Source organism: Chryseobacterium sp. Leaf201, assembly GCF_001421435.1.
Taxonomy (GTDB): Bacteria; Bacteroidota; Bacteroidia; order Flavobacteriales; family Weeksellaceae; genus Chryseobacterium.
Map to the genome: position 1 here is coordinate 1 of NZ_LMKA01000080.1, position 19,015 is coordinate 19,015.

The 19,015-nt window shown below is 42.2% G+C and carries 16 protein-coding genes; 11 read left to right on the forward strand and 5 right to left on the reverse strand.

Annotation, left to right across the window (positions count from 1 at the left end; translation table 11 throughout):
• Positions 1 to 323 precede the first annotated feature (323 nt).
• Complete coding sequence (locus ASE55_RS12070) at positions 324 to 809, forward strand: hypothetical protein (RefSeq protein ID WP_056219833.1); 486 nt, start codon at positions 324 to 326, stop codon at positions 807 to 809.
• A gap of 176 nt (positions 810 to 985) precedes the next feature.
• On the opposite strand, the gene ASE55_RS12075 is transcribed toward ASE55_RS12070, so the two are convergent.
• Complete coding sequence (locus ASE55_RS12075; RefSeq protein ID WP_082474505.1) at positions 986 to 1,666, reverse strand: acetyltransferase; 681 nt, start codon at positions 1,664 to 1,666, stop codon at positions 986 to 988.
• Between the two features lie 523 nt (positions 1,667 to 2,189).
• Here ASE55_RS12075 and ASE55_RS12080 point away from each other — a divergent pair.
• The 10 genes from ASE55_RS12080 to ASE55_RS12125 all read left to right on the forward strand — a co-directional run bounded on the left by ASE55_RS12080 (position 2,190) and on the right by ASE55_RS12125 (position 13,199).
• Positions 2,190 to 2,417 (forward strand): tetratricopeptide repeat protein, encoded by a 228-nt coding sequence (locus tag ASE55_RS12080; protein WP_056219838.1) that lies wholly within the window; start codon positions 2,190 to 2,192, stop codon positions 2,415 to 2,417.
• 249 nt (positions 2,418 to 2,666) lie between these two features.
• Positions 2,667 to 3,575 (forward strand): universal stress protein, encoded by a 909-nt coding sequence (locus tag ASE55_RS12085; RefSeq protein WP_185116293.1) that lies wholly within the window; start codon positions 2,667 to 2,669, stop codon positions 3,573 to 3,575.
• Positions 3,576 to 3,585: 10 nt separating this feature from the next.
• Positions 3,586 to 4,035 (forward strand): GNAT family N-acetyltransferase, encoded by a 450-nt coding sequence (locus tag ASE55_RS12090; protein WP_238585044.1) that lies wholly within the window; start codon positions 3,586 to 3,588, stop codon positions 4,033 to 4,035.
• A gap of 1 nt (position 4,036) precedes the next feature.
• Positions 4,037 to 5,131: an alanine/ornithine racemase family PLP-dependent enzyme gene (locus ASE55_RS12095; RefSeq protein ID WP_056219843.1), complete on the forward strand. Its 1,095-nt coding sequence runs from the start codon at positions 4,037 to 4,039 to the stop codon at positions 5,129 to 5,131.
• Positions 5,132 to 5,261: 130 nt separating this feature from the next.
• Positions 5,262 to 6,062 (forward strand): helix-turn-helix domain-containing protein, encoded by an 801-nt coding sequence (locus tag ASE55_RS12100; RefSeq protein ID WP_056219847.1) that lies wholly within the window; start codon positions 5,262 to 5,264, stop codon positions 6,060 to 6,062.
• Positions 6,063 to 6,294: 232 nt separating this feature from the next.
• Entirely contained in the window at positions 6,295 to 6,873 is a 579-nt protein-coding gene (locus ASE55_RS12105) for a TetR/AcrR family transcriptional regulator (RefSeq protein ID WP_185116294.1), read from the forward strand.
• Between the two features lie 45 nt (positions 6,874 to 6,918).
• Positions 6,919 to 8,286, forward strand: a complete 1,368-nt coding sequence (locus tag ASE55_RS12110) for a TolC family protein (protein ID WP_082474520.1) — start codon at positions 6,919 to 6,921, stop codon at positions 8,284 to 8,286.
• Between the two features lie 5 nt (positions 8,287 to 8,291).
• Entirely contained in the window at positions 8,292 to 9,338 is a 1,047-nt protein-coding gene (locus ASE55_RS12115) for an efflux RND transporter periplasmic adaptor subunit (RefSeq protein ID WP_056219852.1), read from the forward strand.
• 2 nt (positions 9,339 to 9,340) lie between these two features.
• Positions 9,341 to 12,394, forward strand: a complete 3,054-nt coding sequence (locus ASE55_RS12120) for an efflux RND transporter permease subunit (RefSeq protein WP_056219855.1) — start codon at positions 9,341 to 9,343, stop codon at positions 12,392 to 12,394.
• Between the two features lie 25 nt (positions 12,395 to 12,419).
• Positions 12,420 to 13,199 (forward strand): SDR family NAD(P)-dependent oxidoreductase, encoded by a 780-nt coding sequence (locus ASE55_RS12125; RefSeq protein WP_056219858.1) that lies wholly within the window; start codon positions 12,420 to 12,422, stop codon positions 13,197 to 13,199.
• 86 nt (positions 13,200 to 13,285) lie between these two features.
• Here ASE55_RS12125 and ASE55_RS12130 read toward each other — a convergent pair whose 3' ends face one another.
• From ASE55_RS12130 to ASE55_RS12145, 4 genes are all read right to left on the reverse strand, one after another.
• Positions 13,286 to 14,692, reverse strand: a complete 1,407-nt coding sequence (locus ASE55_RS12130) for an MFS transporter (protein WP_056219862.1) — start codon at positions 14,690 to 14,692, stop codon at positions 13,286 to 13,288.
• A 3-nt stretch (positions 14,693 to 14,695) separates the two neighbouring features.
• Positions 14,696 to 15,334, reverse strand: coding sequence for a uridine kinase (locus tag ASE55_RS12135; protein ID WP_056219865.1), 639 nt, complete (start codon positions 15,332 to 15,334; stop codon positions 14,696 to 14,698).
• Between the two features lie 56 nt (positions 15,335 to 15,390).
• A complete protein-coding gene (locus ASE55_RS12140) occupies positions 15,391 to 16,512 on the reverse strand; it encodes an amylo-alpha-1,6-glucosidase (RefSeq protein ID WP_056219867.1) in 1,122 nt (373 codons plus the stop codon).
• 65 nt (positions 16,513 to 16,577) lie between these two features.
• A complete protein-coding gene (locus ASE55_RS12145) occupies positions 16,578 to 18,995 on the reverse strand; it encodes a TonB-dependent receptor domain-containing protein (protein ID WP_056219870.1) in 2,418 nt (805 codons plus the stop codon).
• Positions 18,996 to 19,015: the final 20 nt, after the last annotated feature.

The following is a 19,015-nucleotide window of genomic DNA, read 5'->3' on the forward strand; positions in this document are numbered from 1 at the left end:
ATATTTTTATAAAATTAATAAAAAATAAAGAATTGAAATTATTGAAAATGATGATAACTTATTTAACTTAAGGTCTTATTCTGATGTATTCCATAAATAATTTCCCGCTGCTTATGGCAATTACGCAGATGTTCATGTAGATTTAAAAATCAGAGAAAATAGCGTTAAAATTGATTGGAAAAGTTTTGGATATAAATTCAATGCCTTTAATTCCAGCAAAGATAAATGGATTAATTCCATCAAATTAATGACCTGAATCACGAAACAAAGATCTCCGGTATATCCTTTTTTCCCTATTTTTACTTCACAATTATAAATGAAATATGAGAAAAACAGTTTTTGCAGGGATTATGGCTTTGGGAGGATTTTTAACAGCACAGGCACAGTGTAACACGGTATCAACCATTACTGAAAATTTTGACACCTGGAAAGAGATCAGCAAATGCTGGACTGCGCAGCAGGGAAAAGCAATGCTGTACAGCACTGATAAAAAGATTGTTTTTTATTCTATGACCAATCCGGGAGAAAATATGTTTCTGGTGACCCCGAAAATTAAGGCCGGAACCTACACCCTTACCCTTGACAGTTCAGACAACGGCGGGAAAACCACCCTGGAACTGTTTTCCATAGGCAATACCTCAGATACAAAATCATATACTTCCATCACCAAACCTTCTGAAATAACAGGAGACCGGAAAGTAATTACGGTTACTTTAAAGAAAGATGCCTACCTGGGGCTTAAAGTTTTGCTGAGCGGCATCCATCAGGCTGTTTATGTGGATAATTTTTCCCTGAAACCTAAAAAATAACCGTTTAAAAGAGCATCAGAATTTAAGAAGCCTGCAAATTATTGCATCCGGTAAATATTTCAGCACAGAAACAAACAGTTTTTAATATGAAAAGTAAATCGTCAGAAATTCAATTTTTGACGATTTACTTCACATTTTATGCATTTGAGCCTGGTGAATATTTACGTTCTCCTTAATTATTCTGATCCACACTTGTGCGTGTTGTTAAACATAATAATATTTTTGGAAACCACCAGTTTCTGGGAGGTTTTCGCCTGGTAGATCAATGAACCTTTCTCTGTATTCTTGGTAATAAAACAGTTGCCGCCTATAATATTATGGCTTCCGATCTGAACGCTTTCTTTAACGCCGGAATTGATGCCGAGAAAAGAATTATCACCAATGGTCACATTTCCGGCTAAAGAAGTCCCGGACAGCAGGGCATTGTTCCCGATGCGGCAGTGATGGCCGATACGCGCCCCGATCAGCATACAGTTATCGCCAATGGTTGCATAAGGCTGCAACACACTCGCCTGGTCAATAAAAACATTTCGCCCCGTCACGAGGTCCGGCCATACGCTTGCTTTAGAAGAAATGTAATTGGCAAAGCCATATCCTGCTTCAAGAACTTTTTTAAAAATTATTTCACGGGCATTGTTTCTTCCCACTGCAATATGCATCAGGCAGGAATCGGGAGGGAACTGTTTCAGCACATCTGAAAAACCCAGTACCGGAAGGCCGAAGTGGCTTGTCTCAGAAGCTTCAAGATAAGCTTCATCTACACAAAAAGCAACTACCTCGTAGCCGCTGTCATACTGGAAGGAATAATAGATGAATTCAGCCATATGACCAACACCATATATCACAATTTGTTTCATAATTAAATAGCTTTTTTTTATTTAATATATCCATGATAATGGCGTCCACTTTCATAATGTGAGCCTCAATTCATGAATTATTAGTTTCTTATTGAATTCGTTAACATATAATGTTATCGCTGTAAATATACAATTGTTTAGGGTACTTTTATAAAAAAATGCGAATATAATAAAAAATTGATAACTCTACTTATTTCTTTGGCTTTTCTTAAAAATTAATTCATAAATAACCAACTCATTTACAGTACTTTATTTTAATTTAAAAATTTTTATCTGAATAAAAAACTTTGAAAATTTTCTTTTCTTTCTTCTGAATAAATTAAAATCTGTTTTCCCAGGCTATCTTTGCGAAAGAATTAAAGAATTTCATTCCCATTTATGGCCACCTGAACTGCTGTTTTCTGAGGAACGCTTTTAAAATTTAAGCAAGTTTATTTAAATATAGTATCAATCAATGCAGCAGGTGCCGTGAAGAAATTAAAATCAAAAACCCCGGATTTCAGTTTAACAGAAAGTGATGTTAATGTCTGAGGCTATAAACTGGTTTCTCAAAAAGAGATTACAGGATGCCCTGGAACTGTTCAGGCTGAATGTCTATTTATATCCTGAAAGTGCCAATGCGTTTGACAGCCTGGGTGAAATTTATACCGAACCGGGAAACAAAAAATCAGCAGTGGAACACTACAGACAATCCCTGAAGCTTAACCCTCAGAATAAAAATGCCGGACAACAGATCAAGAACCTACAATAGACCCGTGTTCCGTTACAGGATAAAACCAGCATCAGAAAATTGGAATAAGAACAGAAATGTTCTCTATATCATTAACTACACCGTCGGAATTTCCGGTGGTTTTTTTATGACCTGAAATATGATTTAAAAACAGATTTATCTGTTCAATAAAACTTAAAAAAGATAATTTATACCATAACTGCATTGTTTTTTAACAGGAATTAAATCACTTTATTAAGATATTTGTCTTCGATGCTTAAAAAATTTATGATGCACAGTTCTATTAATACGATACTGGTGACTACTGATTTCTCGGGTAAGTCGGGCAACGCGGTTACCATGGCCTCCCATATGGCTGCCCGCCATGCCGCGCACCTCATTCTGTTCCATACGGTTAATAATTATTTTATGACTGACAGAACAGGGAAACAGGTGATAAGTTCAGAAACAGTCCAGGACCATTATCTGAGAGCTGAACAGTCATTAAAAGATCTTGAAAATTCTTTAAGAGCACAGCATCCTCAATTAAACATTGAAATCCTTATTAAAAATGATACGTTAATCGCGGGTCTCAATGAAATTATTGGGCTCAGGGATGTGGACGTGGTCATCAGCGGTACTTCAGGAACCCAAAAGCTTAAGCAGCTTATATTAGGCTCCATGTCCTATGAAATTCTCACCGGGGCACATTGCTCCGTGATGCTGGTGCCGGAAACCTGGCATAAACATACTTTTGAAAACATTCTGGTCCCGGTAAGAATACTGGATAATTTAACGGAAAAGCTTGATCTCTCCATGGCAATCGCCAAAAAAAACAGAGGCGTCATCAGCCTTCTGGGAATCTGTGCAGAGCATGATATTCCCGAAATAAAAAGTGCCTACCTGGAGCTTCAGAAAACACTTGCTGAAAATACCCGGCAGTATCACGCGGAGTTTATGATAACCCGTGACAAAGCCATCCGGATTTCTGAGTTTTCCAGAGATGACCAGGCAGACCTCATTATCCTCAATGATAAAGATGAAGACAGCTGGAAGTCTTTTTTTTCAGAAAACTTCTTCAAGCAGATGGTAAACAATACAGATGTTCCCTTGTTCTTTTTCAGGAATAAAAATAACAGAAATACCGGTACTTCGGACGGAACCAGTGGTTTTGACATCACCCTTCCCATCCCCGGATAAAAAATAAAATATGATGATAACACTACAGAAATATACAGCAGATAAAAAAGCCGATGAACCTCAGAAACAGGAAATCATCAGGTTCCTTTTTCAGCATCTTGAGCAGTATGGCGATCCGGAAGCGGATATTTCAAATGCCGTAAGCTATGCGATGGGAGAACAGAACAAGCCGGGAGGCCTTATCATTACAGCAACGGAACAGGACAGCAACAGCCTGGCCGGTGCGGTAGTGATTAATAAAACCGGAATGGGCGGATATATACCGGAAAACATCCTGGTCTATATTGCCACCGATAAAGATGTGCGCGGAAAGGGCATCGGAAAAATGTTAATGCAGGCGGCGGTTGATGCTTCGGAAGGAGATATCGCGCTCCACTGTGAGCCTGAAAACCCGGCCATGCATCTGTACAAGAAGCTTGGCTTTACCAGTAAATATCTTGAAATGCGCTTAAAAAAATAAAATGTCACACATTACTCTACACGCTCATAAATTAGCCCATAACTATCAGTATTTAAACCGTCTTTTCAGCGAGAATGGTATTGAATGGGCCGTTGTGGCAAAAGTGCTCTGCGGAAACGAAGAATTCTTAAAATGCCTGCTGGAAATCTGTGATAAAGATTTCTGCGACTCCCGGTTAACCAATTTAAGGCATATAAAAGAACTCTCCCCGGAAACACAGACCGTCTATATCAAGCCGCCTGCCAAAAGGCTGGTTCAAAGCATTGTCAAGTATGCCGATGTAAGCTTCAACAGCGAGATTGACACGATAAAGGCACTTTCCGAAGAAGCGGTGAAGCAGGATAAAATCCATAAAATCATTATTATGGTGGAAATGGGCGAGCTCCGGGAAGGCATTATGGTAAAGGACCTGTCCAGGTTTTACCGTGAAGCCATTAAACTGCCTAATATTGAAATAACCGGACTCGGGACCAACCTGAAATGCCTGAACGGCATCCTTCCTGATGAGCAGAAACTATCTGAGCTTAACCGGTTCAAAGAAATGATCGAAGAATCTTACCACACCCGGATCCCTTATATTTCGGCAGGCTCTTCCGTAACCATTCCGCTTATTTTTAAAAACGAGGTGCCTGAGGGAATCAATCATTTCAGAGTCGGGGAAACCTTATTTTTCGGAACCGACGTGTATAACGATTCTGTTATTGAAGGCATGTACCAGGATGTCTTCAAGCTGACGGCAGAAATTATAGAAATCATTGAAAAACCGATGGTGCCCACAGGAGAAGTGGGAACCAACTTGTCCGGTGAAACGCCCACGCATGATGAAACCGACAGTGAAAAGACCGCTGTAAGGGCTATTGTGGATGTCGGAATCCTGGATATTGACCCCAAACATATATGCCCTATTCCGCCGGGAATAGAAATATTAGGCGCGAGCTCTGATATGATGGTCCTGAACCTGTCTGATAACCATTCCTGTTACCAGGTTGGCGACACGATAGATTTCAGCATGAACTACATGGCCGTCCTGCGCGCCATGAATTCTGTTTATGTTGATAAGATAATTGATCATAAAATTACGGTACCGCACCCCTGAACATGCAGTAAAGTGATGAATTTTTATTATATTTAATGATAAAACCGAAGAGGCTTTGAATCATAAAATTCATGCATTATCCTTAAACAAGTTTAGAGATCATTCTGTATTACGAAATGAATTCCTGATCATGTCTTTTGCTGAGTTTAATGATAAATTACAGTCGGATTCCCATTTTAAAAATAAATTCTATACGGTCCTGATTTTCCATGATGCAGCCGGCTCAATGACCATAGATAACCAGGAATTTGACCTGAAGCCCCGCAAGTTCTTTTTTATCAATTACAATCAGGTATATCATATAAAAAGCAATCATAACATTACCGGTGACGTGATTCTCTTTACCAAATCATTCTATAATTTCGTTTATACAGGCAATAAAGTAATAAAAAGCGACACTGCGCTCAACAGTGTTTCGCCGGCGATTTTACCGGCTCCTGAAAACCAGAAAAACCTTCTGCAGACCTTTAAAGAATTGCAGGACGAGTACTGCTCTAGCAAATTGCTTAAGAAAGAAACCATCTGCCTTTTACTGAAGGTTTTTATGCTGAAATACATCCGGAATTCTAAAAAGAGCCGCATTGACCGGTCCCTTAACCACAAGAAAGAAATAACGGAAGATTTCGGGAACCTGGTCAACCAGCATTACAAAGAATGGAAAACCACTTCAAAGTATGCTGAAAAACTGAGCCTTACCCCTAACTATCTTAATGTTCTGGTAAAAGAGCACCTTGACATCACAGCCGGACAGGTAATTAAAAACCGGGTCATTCTGGAAGCCGAACGGCTGCTGCTCCATACGACCCTTTCCGTAACGGAAATTTCTTATGAACTGGGTTTTAATGATAATTCGCACTTCGGAAAATACTTTAAATCCGTTAAAAACACCTCCCCAAAAACATACAGGCTGCTGAAAATAGCTGATCCCTGATAAACAACCACTATTGTTCAGGTATTTATTGATTCAATTAAATGATTAAATGATTAAATGATTAAATAAAAAAGATACATCTGTACAGAAAAAACTTGTTTAATTGAACACCGTTCATTAGATTTGCAGATTATTAGCTGTTTCTTTTTAAAAAATTAAAACTGATATTTAAAAGCCCGGCATAAATATTATACTGCATATGAGCATCTCGGAAAGAAAAAATAAGGAAAAAATGGAAATGCGTACACGTATTCTGGATGCGGCACGCAAAATATTCCTTCAGAAAGGCTATGAGAATACCAGTATGCGGAATATTGCCAGCGAGATCAGCTACAGTGCGGGTACTATTTATTTTCACTTTAAAGATAAAAGCGAGATCTTCCACGAACTTCATAAAGAAGGCTTCCGGTTACTGCTGACGCAACTGAGGGTTTTAGACAGTGTGGCAGATCCTTTTGAGCGCCTGAAGGCAGTCGGCAGGGTATTTATCCAGTTTGCACAGGAGAATAAAGATTATTATAACCTGATGTTTATGGTAGAAGAGTCAGCTTCAGATTCCCCCGAAAGAGGAGGTTTCCAGATTGCCAAAGAGGCCATCAACCACCTGTTCGTTTTGATTAAGGAATGCCAGGATAAAGGGAGATTTACAGATATGGATACCGAATACTTTACCTTTATGGTGCTGTCATCAATCCATGGCATATGTGCCCTTTTCTGTAAAGACCGTACGGTGAGCTTTGAAAGCAAAACCAATGAAGAGCTGATGCAGAACGGGTACAACTGTTTCGTAAAGCTTCTGGAAAAAGGATAATCCTTTTTTTTACCATATAATTGAACACTGTTTAAAATAAATACAATGATTAATAAACTTAAACGAAAAATGCTCATGTGTTTTTGCCTGATGATCTTTATCTATCTGCCCACAGAAATTTTAAAGGCACAAAACAGACTTGATACGTACATACAGGAAGGTATTGAATCTAACCAGAGTATCAGGCAGCAGTCTTTTATTCTTGAAAAAAGCATTTATGCTCTGGGTGAAGCTAAAAGCATGTTTCTGCCTGCTGTTTCTTTTTCCACCACGTATACCAAAGCAGACGGAGGGAGAACCATAGATTTCCCTACAGGTGATCTGCTGAACGGCGTCTACTCCACTTTAAACCAGCTGACGGGAAGCAGCTCATTTCCACAGCTTCAGAATCAGAGCATCCTGCTGAACCCGGATAATTTCTATGATGCGAAGTTCCGTATTACCCAACCCATTCTGAATGCGGAGCTTGGCTACAACAGAAAGATCAGATCAAAACAGATCGACCTGCAGAAAACGGAAATCCTGCTGTATAAGCGGGAGCTGGTTAAAGAAATTAAAACCGCATATTACAATTATCTTAAGGCTACAAATGCCACAAAGATTTACCAGTCTTACCTCACCCTGGTTAATGAAGGGGAAAGGGTGAACAGGAAACTGTTTGAGAATGGAAAAATCAACAGAACAGCCGTCGTCAGAAGCCAGAATGAAGTTTCAAAGATCAAAGCTTCTATCACCGCATCTGAGAAAACGGAAGAATCTGCAAAGTATTATTTTAATTTTCTCCTCAACCGGCCTTTAACAGACAGCATACCGGCAGATGACATTGATGTTTTACCGGAACAGGGAAAGGTACTGAATGAAGATATCAGCAGCCGCGAAGAACTGTCTAAGCTTCACATTTCGGGAGAAATTAACAATGACCTTACCGGCCTTGCAAAATCTTATTTCATCCCAAAGATCGGGGCAAGCCTTGATTTGGGTTCACAGGCTTTCGACTGGAAGTTCAACCAGAAATCCAGATATTATCTGCTGGGTATTTCACTGGAATGGAACCTTTTCGCATTTGGCAAGAACACCTACAGAATAAAGCAGGCTGTTGCGGAACAGCAGGCTATTTCATCTCAGACTTCGTATGTACAGCAGCAGCTTTTAACCGAGCTGAAAGTACGTCAGGCCAATCTGGAAAGCGCTGTTGCCCAGTATTCCGCCGCACAGTCGCAGCTGAAAACAAGCCAGACGTATTACACTGACATGTCTAAGCTTTACAAAGAAGGGATGACGATCTACATTGAGCTTCTGGATGCCCAAAATCAGTGGATCGACGCAAAACTGAAATCTAACATCGCATTATTTGACACGTGGATCGCTTATGCCGCTATTGAACGTGCCAATGCCAGCTTTACAATACAATAATCACTATGAAAAAAATACAATTAACCGCTATTGCCCTGGCTCTGTTTATGGTTTCCTGCAGTGAAAAGCACCCGGAAAAAAACAGGCACGGAGGCCAGGATATTATACCTGTAAAAATCTCCCCCCTATCATCTGAAGAAGTATCCGGTTCCGTATTGGCTACAGGGTTGGTGAGCACAGAAGATCAGGCCAATTATTCATTTAAGATCGGTGGGGTCATCAGCAGAATATGGGTGAATGAAGGACAGTCCTTCCGGAGAGGCCAGCTGCTGGCCACATTAAACACAACGGAAATAGCAGCAGGACTTGCCCAGGCTGACCTGAATGTTGCTAAAGCCCAGCGTGATTATAACCGCGCACATAATCTCTATAAAGACAGCGTCTTCTCTCTTGAGCAGCTGCAGAACACAAGAACGGCCCTGGAAGTTGCCCAAAAGTCTAAACAGGCTACGGCATTCAACGAACGGTATGCTAAGATCTATGCCGTTTCAGACGGTTTTGTTTCTAAAAAACTGGCCAATGAAGGGGAAATCGTAAGCGGCGGAATGCCTGTTTTCCTCACCAACTCCACCCAGAAGAACAACAGCTATTTACTGAAAGTGGGCGTAACGGACCTTGAGTGGGCCGCCATCAGAACGGGACAGCCTGCAAGCGTCACCCTGGACGGCTATCCTGGACAGAAATTTGAGGCAGCCGTCTTCAGAAAACTGCAGTCGGCTGACCGGGAAATCGGTTCATTCCAGGTAGAACTGAAATTAAAGCTTGACGGGGTGGCTCCCGCCGTCGGGATGTTCGGAAAAGCTGAAATAAAAACAGACCAGTCTGAAAAATCTGTTGTCATCCCTTATAATGCATTGGTAGAAGCAGACGGTGAACAGGGATTCGTCTTCGTTCCTGATAGTAAAAACAGGGTAAAGAAAGTCCCGGTCAATATCCTGAAATTCGACAATACCAAAGTTTACCTCAAAGAAAAGCCTGCCGGGACTGATGCCATTGTTGTTTCCAACAGTGCCTACCTCAACGAGCAATCCATTATTAAAATCATCAGGTAATTATGAAGATTACAAATTTCTCCGTTAAAAATTATCAGTTTACGCTGATCATATTTGTGCTTGTTGCCGTAGTCGGTATCCTGACCCTCTTTACCATGCCGCGGTCTGAAGATCCCACTACCCATCCCCCGCAGTACCTGGTAACAGTAATTTATCCCGGAACCAGCCCCAAGGATATGGAAGAGCAGGTGGTAAAACCGATTGAAAATAAAATTTACGGCCTAGAAAACATCGATAAGATCCTTACCACTGTTGAAGACGGGGTTGCCGCCATCCAGATCAAATTTAAATATGGTGTTGATGTAGACAACAAATACCAGGAAATATCCACCGAGATCAACGCACTTAAAGGCAGCGAGCTTCCAAAAGATATTTATCTCATCAAAACTGAAAAAATATCCTCTTCTGATGTTAAAATCCTGCAGGTTGCTTTAGTCTCAAACACCTCATCAGGCAAGACCCTGAGGGATAAGGCAGACCAGCTGAAAACCCAGCTTGAAAAAATCACCAACCTTCGGGAAGTGAAATATGCAGGGATCCCGGAACAGGAAATAAGGATTGATCTGCAGCTTGATAAGCTGGCCCGGCTGAAAATACCGCTGAACCTTGTGATGGGAAGCATCCAGAGTGAAGCAGCTGATATTCCCGGAGGCAGTATTAATCTCGACAGTAAGGTTTTTAATGTGAAGACCAGCGGGAAATTCAAGAATGTGGGAGATGTTGCCAATACGGTTATTTATAATGCAGGAGGGAAAATCATCTATCTGAAAGATGTTGCCCGTGTTACCTACAAAGACGGTACGGTGAACCACATCACACGTATTAACGGCAACCGCTGCATCCTGGTTACTGCCGCCATGAAAGACAATGTGAACATCACAAATGTCCAGGAAGAATATACGCCCGTTCTTGAAGCATTCAGCAAAACATTGCCGGAAAACATCAAAATGATCAAAAATTTTGACCAGGCAGATATGGTATCCCAACGTCTGGGACATCTGGGCTTTGATTTTGCCCTTGCCATTCTTCTGGTGGTAATTACTTTACTGCCGCTGGGATTCCGGGCTTCTGTTATTGTCATGATTTCCATACCGCTTTCTCTCGCGCTGGGTCTCATTACAATGAATCTTTTGGGGTATTCCCTCAATCAGCTGAGCATCGTTGGTTTGGTGGTTGCACTGGGACTGTTGGTGGATGACAGTATCGTGGTGGTTGAAAATATAGAGCGCTGGCTGAGAGAAGGCCACTCCCGGAAAGATGCCATTTTAAAAGGCACAAAGCAGATCGGTATTGCTGTTGTGGGATGTACAGCTACTTTAGTCATTGCATTTCTTCCCCTCGCATTTCTCCCGGATATTGCCGGTGAATTTATCCGCAGCCTTCCTATGGCTGTTATGACGAGTGTTTTAGCATCAATGATTGTGGCACTCACCCTGGTTCCGTTTTTAGGAAGCAAAATATTGAAGACCCATACCCACGCAGAAGGAAATTTCTTTCTTAAAAATTTACAGAAGTTTTTAAGCCTGTCTTACAAACGGATCATGCCGCTGGCCCTAAAATGGCCGAAATCAACCATCGGAATATCCGTTGTACTGAGTATTCTCGCATTTATGCTTTTCCCGCTCGCAGGCTTTAAGCTGTTCCCCACTTCAGAGAAGCCGATGTTCCTCATCAATATCAAAATGCCCCTGCAGGCAGATCTCCCTGAAAGTAACCGGGTCACAAAGCTAATAGAAAAAGAGCTTAAAAAGGAGAATGAAATCGTTCATTATACCTCAAACGTTGGAAAAGGCAATCCCCAGATTTATTACAACGTACACCAGCAGGACATAAAACCGGATTTTGCCCAGATTTTCGTACAGATGGAAGATGAAGCCGGTCCCGGATCAAAAACGGAGCTGATTAAAAAGCTCAGGTCAAAATTCAGCAGCTTTCCCTATGCAAGGGTGGAAATAAAAGATTTTGAACAGGGCACACCGATTGAAGCCAATATTGTGGTGAGGGTATTCGGGGAAAACCAGGATACGTTGCGTTCCATTTCATTTAAAGTGGAGCAGCTGCTGAGAAAACATCCCGGAACATTTTATATCAACAATGAACTGAATGCTTATAAATCTGATGTTAAAATAAAGATTAACAAAGAAAAAGCACGGACATTGGGAGTGATGACCAGCGATGTGGACAGGGTAATCCGTATGGCCGTTGCAGGATTGAATGTCGGAGATTATATTGATGACCGCGGCGATTCCAGAAATGTAGTCATTACCCTTCCCAGAGAAAAATTTGCTGACCTGAATGCACTTAAAAACCTGTATGTGAATAATATCCAGGGGATCCCGGTTCAGATCGATCAGATTGCTTCGATCAGCTTTGAAAAATCACCCACAGCGATTAACCATTTCAATAAATCCCGTTTTGCAAAAGTAACTTCACTCACCAAAGACGGTGTCCTGGCAAATGATATCCTGAAAGACATTATCCCTGAACTGGACAGAATGAAGTTACCCGCCGGATATTCCTACAAACTTTCCGGTGAAGCGGAATCTGAAGGTGATGCATTGGGAGGAAACTTCCTTTCGGTGATTATTTTAAGTGCCTTTCTTTTTATAGCCGTCCTATTGCTTCAGTTTAAAACTTTTAAAGGAATCATCATCGTTCTGTCCATCATCCCTTTAGGAATATTGGGCGGGGTTGTTTTATTGCTGATGACCGGGAATCCCATGTCACTGGTATCCATCATCGGCTTTATCGGCCTGTCGGGGATCCAGGTTAAAAACTCCCTGCTGCTTGTTGATTTTACGAATCAGCTCCGGCTGGAAGGCCACAGTATTGATGAAGCCATCCATATTGCCGGTGAAACGCGTTTTCTTCCGGTGGTGCTGACTTCCATCACGGCTATCTGCGGGCTGCTTCCTATTGCACTGAACCCTAACCCGTTAATTGCACCGCTGGCAATTGTTTTGATCGGAGGACTGATCAGTTCCACCATATTATCAAGGATCGTTACCCCGGTGATGTATAAATTAATCCCGCCGCAGCTGGAAGATAAAAACTGACCTTTTAACAAATAAAAATTATAAAATGAAAGAATATATTTTAATTACCGGGGCATCCTCAGGAATCGGTTACGAAATGGCATACCAACTGGCAGAAAAAGCCTACAACCTCATCCTGGTGGCCCGCACGGAAAGCAGACTGCAGCAGATGCAAAGCGATTTAACAAAAAAATACGGCGTATTGGTCCGTTATTTCATTGCCGACCTCTCCGGTGTAAATGCAGCCAAGGGACTGTATGAAAAGGTTAAATCAGAAAACCTCTCTGTTTCCCATCTGGTTAATAATGCAGGAACAGGCAATTACGGCCATTTTACAGAAACTTCCCTGGATGAAGAACTGAATATGATCCAGCTGAATATTTCCAGCCTCGTGATCCTGACCAAGCTCTTTTCGCAGGATATGGTAAGCCGGAAATCCGGCCGGATTATGAATATAGGATCGGTGCTCTCATTTTTACCGTTCCCTTATTTTGCCGTGTATTCCGCAACCAAAGCATTTGTGATGGCATTCAGCGAAACCCTTGCGGCGGAACTGGAAGGAACAGGCGTTACCGTTAATTCACTGTATCCGGGAACAACCGATACCGGCTTTACGACAGAAGAAATGCAGGCAACCAATCTGTACAAAAGCAGACCCATGCAGCCCGAAGTGGTTGCTGAGCTGGGAGTAAGGCATCTTTTATCAGGCAGGGGCAAGAAAGTAACAGGGTTTCAGAACTGGTTCAATTCCAATATCCCGCGTTTTGTAACGGATAAAATGATGATGAAGATTAAGAAGAACCTGGCAAGCCGGTCCAAAAATTAAAAAGATCTGTCGGAAAAATAATCTCTCGACAGAAACTTTATCAGAACAAGTTTCTGTCCGGAGATTTTAAACGGTAAATACAGTTTTTATCTGTCAATCTCAGATGTTTTCCGGGTTTTGATTAAAACAACAGAGAACGAGGCGAGTAAAAACAGGATTCCGGCCAGGATTATGGCATTTACCGGATTATTCCCCAGAAAATGTTTATAGATAAATCCGAAGGAAACCGTCTGGATCAGCATCGGAATCACAATCATCATATTGATCACGCCCATATACACGCCCCTTCTGTGCGGAGGTATTGACGGGGAGACCATGGAATAAGGCAGTCCCATCATCGCCGCCCAACCGATCCCGAAGAGAACCATCGGCAGTAAAATCAGATATTCATTATTGATGAAAGGTAAGATCAGCAAAGACATGCCGGTAGCCAGAAGGCAAAAGGCATAGACATTTTTCGTGGAATATTTCAGTGCCAGCGGAATCAGAAGCAGTGCGGAAACCATGGTGATGAAATTATAGAACCCGTTCATCAGTCCGGTCTGCCCTACCGCAGTTTCTACCAGACGGAGGATATTTTTGGCCCATTCCAGATCAGCCGGATTTCCTAATCCTTTCTTTGAAATTTCAAGAATGTGCTGAGCTTTTACCTCATCACCTTCAGAAACATGATATAACGTCTGCTTGATCATCGGGGTTACGAACTGCCAGTAACAGAACAGCGCGTACCACTGGAATAAATACACCAATGCCAGCTGCCAGAGTATTTTCGGCATCCTTATAATGGCTTCGGCAATATCTGCAAAGGGCGTAAAAACCGTATCGTTTTCTTTTTCGGCTTTCAGCCTGATGAGCTCCTCTTCCGTAGGCGGGATCTCCGGTGTCTTATAAACCGACCAGACTACAGAAGCAATTGAACAGAAAGAACCCAAGAAAAATGAATAGTACACCCAGGCAGGAATACCTCCGGATGCTGACGTTCCGCCGAAATATTTCTGAAAAACAAACAGGGAAAGATTCGCCAGGGTAATGCCGCCGCCCACAAAAAGACTCTGCATCTGGAACCCGTAGGTCTGCTGTTCTTCAGGCAACTTATCCCCGATAAAAGCCCTGTAAGGTTCCATCGCCGTATTATTGGCGGCATCTAAAATCCACAAAAGCCCGACTGCCATCCAGATGGATGAGCTGAACGGAAAAACAAACAGTGCCAGGCTGCAAAATATGGCCCCGAGCAGAAAGAACGGTTTCCGGCGGCCCCACTTGACACTCCATGTCTTATCACTGATGGCCCCGATCAGCGGCTGGATCAGTAAACCTGTAACCGGCCCGGCCAGATTGAGGATGGGAAGCTGATCTGCATGCGCACCCAGAAAAGAATACAGCGGATTGACCGCGGTCTGCTGGAGCCCGAAACTGTACTGGATGCCGAAAAATCCGACATTCATGTTCCAAATCTGCCAAAAGCTGAGTCTGGGAATTATTTTTTTATTCATAGCTTACGGCTTTACAATCTGGTAATTTTTTTCAAGGATTAAGTCTGCTTTTTCTTTAAACCGACGAATGATATGATGCTCAATATCCAGCACTTTTTCCACAAAACCGCTTTGTTCGTCCCGGTTTCTTTTCATCCGGTTTTCAAACGTATCCTTATATGTCCGGTCTATGAAGATACTGAAATCAAAGTCATCAAGATCCAAAACATATGTCCCTTCAATAATCAGCATCTGAATATCATGCAATTCAAGGATTTCCTGAGAAACTTTATTTTCTTTATAATGAACCAGCGGTTTTTCAACAGAGATTTTCCCTTCTTTAAACTGTTGTATATTCTGCTGAATGATCTCTAAATGAACTTCATGCATTCCGACATGTTCAAGGCTTTTCTGCCGGTTTTCGTGGTTGCTTTTCGGAGGAAGTCTGAAATAATCATCCATTTGCAATACCAGGCTTCTGATTCCGTGTTCTTCAAAAACTTTCTGCAGTGCAAAGGCCGTCACCGATTTTCCGCTGCCGCTTTCCCCGCAAATTCCAACCGCCCATTTTTCACCGGCTTTATAATTTTCCTTTATGATTTTATAAATATTTCCGGCCGTCTCCAAATGCCTTTTTTCTAAATTGATTACATCTCCAATCATCGTTAACCCGTTTTTTTAATAAATAGTTTTTGTTTGAAATTTATCCGTTTTTACAGTTATGCCTTCATCAAAAGATAACCGGAAGCCGAAAAGCACAACTGATCTGTTCCTGAAGGAATCAACTGATCCGTAGAATAATATTCCCTGAAACCGGAGCCTTTCTCTTTAAGCAGCTGCTCATATTGGTTGAGGATTTTTTCCGGTATTTCATGATATCCCCTTCTCTTCAGTCCCAGGCAGAGCCAGCCAAGATAGATGGGCCACGAACCTCCGTTATGGAAATGATAGGGCTGGTTTTTGAATTCATAGCTGTAATTGTTTTCCAGCAGATTCCAGTCGGAATCCTCCGGAAAAATAACCGGGTAAAAAACCGGGAGCATCCAGTGGCCAAACTCACCGTTCAGCGTTTCCAAAAACGGTGTGAAATCTTTCATGTTCAGATCAAAACCTAAAAAAACGGCCAGCGCATTTCCTGCAAGATCAAAACGTTCATCATAACCGTTGGCATTCAGCGATGCCCATAAATACGGTTTCCCGTTTGCTTTTTTATAGGCTGTCTGATGGTATTTGACGTCAGCCGAATTATTTTTCTGAAAATTAATTTCAATTAAATGTTTCGTTTGTTCTGCCTGGGCATTCCATTCATCATCCTGATATACTCCGGCAGCATTTTTTAAAGCCCAGTAACGAAGTACGTTATCATACAGGACATAGCCGGAAGTTACATATTCATCTGCCCAGTTTCCACCCAATGGGCTGTATAAAAGGCCTCTCTGGTTAAATTCCCATGTTTTTAAACAGGAAAACGCTTTGTCAATTTTCTCTTTTAAGTTTTGCTTTAATTCCTGGTCCTGAGTATGTTTTATATATTCACAGGCCCCGATGATCCACCAGATGGTGGCATCCGTTCTTCCGACCAGTGTTCCGTAGCTTGCTTTATTGCCGTAGACATTGGACGGAATCTGCCCATTCTCTGCCTGATGGACGGAAAGGGTTTTTATTGACTTTTCCAGGCCTTCAACAATTATCGGGTTTTTAATCAGAATCCCCATAATCCCTGTCATCATAGAATCCCTTGACCAGACTCTGGCATAGTTGTCTTTTTTCTCGGACGATGCCAGGATTCCCTGTTCCGATATGGCCTGTTCTATCACCTGTAAGGCTTCTTCTGTAAACATAAATTTTCAATTTGATTACGTAAACTTGTTTAGATTATTCTGATGTATCCACTACTTGTGTGCAGTTAAAAATCAAATTTTACGCTGGCACCGATTGTTCTTCCCGGAAGTGTCCTTGCCCTGATGATTCCGTTGGTTCCCTGCAAAGAACCTTCTTCCGCTTCTGTAATGGCCAGGGCATTGAATACGTTATTGGCATTTATATTAAGTGTTAAATTGCTTAGAAGCCTGTATGAAACATATGGATTTACGATGATGTAGCCCGGCATAATCAGTTTATTGCTGTCCTGGGTAAATGCTTTTGTAGATCCTACGGCAAATAAACCGAAACTCAGTTTTTCAATATTTACATTCGGATTGAAGGAGTACATTACTTTCGGAGTCCTTCTCGGCATATTTCCGATGATGGTTTTGTCGATGGCATTTTTAATTTCAGCATGTGTATACGTTAAACCCGCCTTGATGTCAAAGTTTTTACTGATTTTATAGAATCCGTCGAACTCAACCCCAAACGATTCATATTTATTCTCTGTTCTCAGCTGTGTGGTGGCTTCGTAATTTGCTTCGATGGTTCTTGCCTGGAACAAAGTGGTATTCAGGAAATAACTGGATCCTCTTAATTTGTATCCGACCTCGATCTGGTTCAGCTTGTTTACTTTTACGGCATCCAGAGCGGGGTCATCATTATTCGTGTAGTTGTAACCTGCAAAAAGAATCCTGTCGGCAGAAGCACTTCCACCCTGGCTTACCCTTGCAAAGACTGCATTACGGGAATTCAACGCATAATTAGCACCGAATGAGTAGCCGAAAATACCGTATCTGTAATCAACAGGAACTGTTCCGTCCACCACAGCCACAGCAAGTTCCGAGGTTTCAAAAGTTCCGTTCTGGTTCACATCAATGGTACGCATTGTATTTTTTGTTCCTGCAAAGGTTCCGGATACATTCCCGAAATCATATCTTGCGCCTAAATCCAGCGTCAGGTTCTGAATTGGGTTGATTTCCACCTGAGCGTGGGGAGCAATCACCGAATATTTGGTATTGTAATTCCTGTTTACGCCTCCAAAGTCCGGAACGCCGTAATGAAGGAGCCCGTTATCGGTAATTCTAGTTCCCGTATTGCTGACAATATCCACCAGGCGGGCATTGTTATCGGAAACTTCCATCAGATAGGTATTCCAGTTCCAGGACAGGTTGATATTCTGCGAACTGTTGTACACCCCGGTATTCAGTTTCACTTTATCCCATTTCTTACTGATATTTACATCACTGAAAAAGTTGTTGAGGTTATTGAGTTTGGTATTGAACAACACGGTTTTCATATACTTGGCATTGCTGTCCACAGCAATATTGGTTCCTGCATAAACAGCGCTTCCATAGCCTGCGACAGATTCCAGAATTTCAGATTTACTGCCCACGGAAGCCGGGAATGGCGCGAGAAACTGGCCGTCGTTTGCCGCATATCTTGCCTTGGCATCGACTTTCCAGCCGGAACCCAGGTCATAATTAAATTCCATGCCTACTGTTTTTGAAACCGAATGCATACCGTCGCGGATATCGCTTTTGAGGATCTGTCCGTTTCCGCCGATCGTAAGGTCGTTTTTAAAGTTGGCAGACTGCAAAGCACCTGTTAAGATATCGAAATTGCTGAGCGAACTGTAATCCGGATGAGAATCTGATCCTGCAACCGCTACAGGCATCGGCATATAAGCAGCCGTGCGGTCGTCCAGGTATTTACCATATATCCTGAGGCTTCCTTTTTCAAATTTCTTCAATAATGACAAACGGAACTGCCCGCCGTTATTGGAACTATACCCTGTTTTCCTGGGGCCGTCACCACCTCTGTAGAAACCGCCAACGCCGATGAAAAAGTCTTTACCCAAAGGTGTCCCGTAGTCTATATCCGTCCTGAAGTTTTTATAATTGAGGCCTGCCTGCTGGGTAATGCTGCCACCCTGTTTTTCGCCTGTTTTCGTAATAAAGTTGATGATCCCGGCGGGTGAATTGGAGGCAAAAACAGATGCCGAACCTCCTCTCAGTGCTTCAACGCGGGAAACAAAAGAATCAAACCGGGTAAACTGATCCTGCGTGCCAAAGGCAATATCCCCGAACTGCATCACCGGAAGACCGTCTTCCTGGATCAGTAAATACCGGGAACCGCCCGCAGAAACCGGGACTCCCCTCACCGTAATATTGGAGTTTCCCTCGCCGCCTGAAGATTCGGCACGGATCCCCGGGATCGTCCTGAAAATTTCAGCCGTGGTTCTGGGTGCCGCATTGATGATATCCGCCGGCTTTAAAGATGAAATTGAAGTACTGGTTTTTATTGAAGCTTTAGGATTGGAGCTTCCCGTAATCACCACTTCATCAATGGTCCTGCTTCTGGTAGATAAGGTATCGGTTACCGCAGTCTGGGAAAACATGAATGCCGCCATATTCATTGTCCCGAAAATCAGTAATTTCTTTATTACTTTTGATTCCATAATTTTGTTTAGTTTTTTGC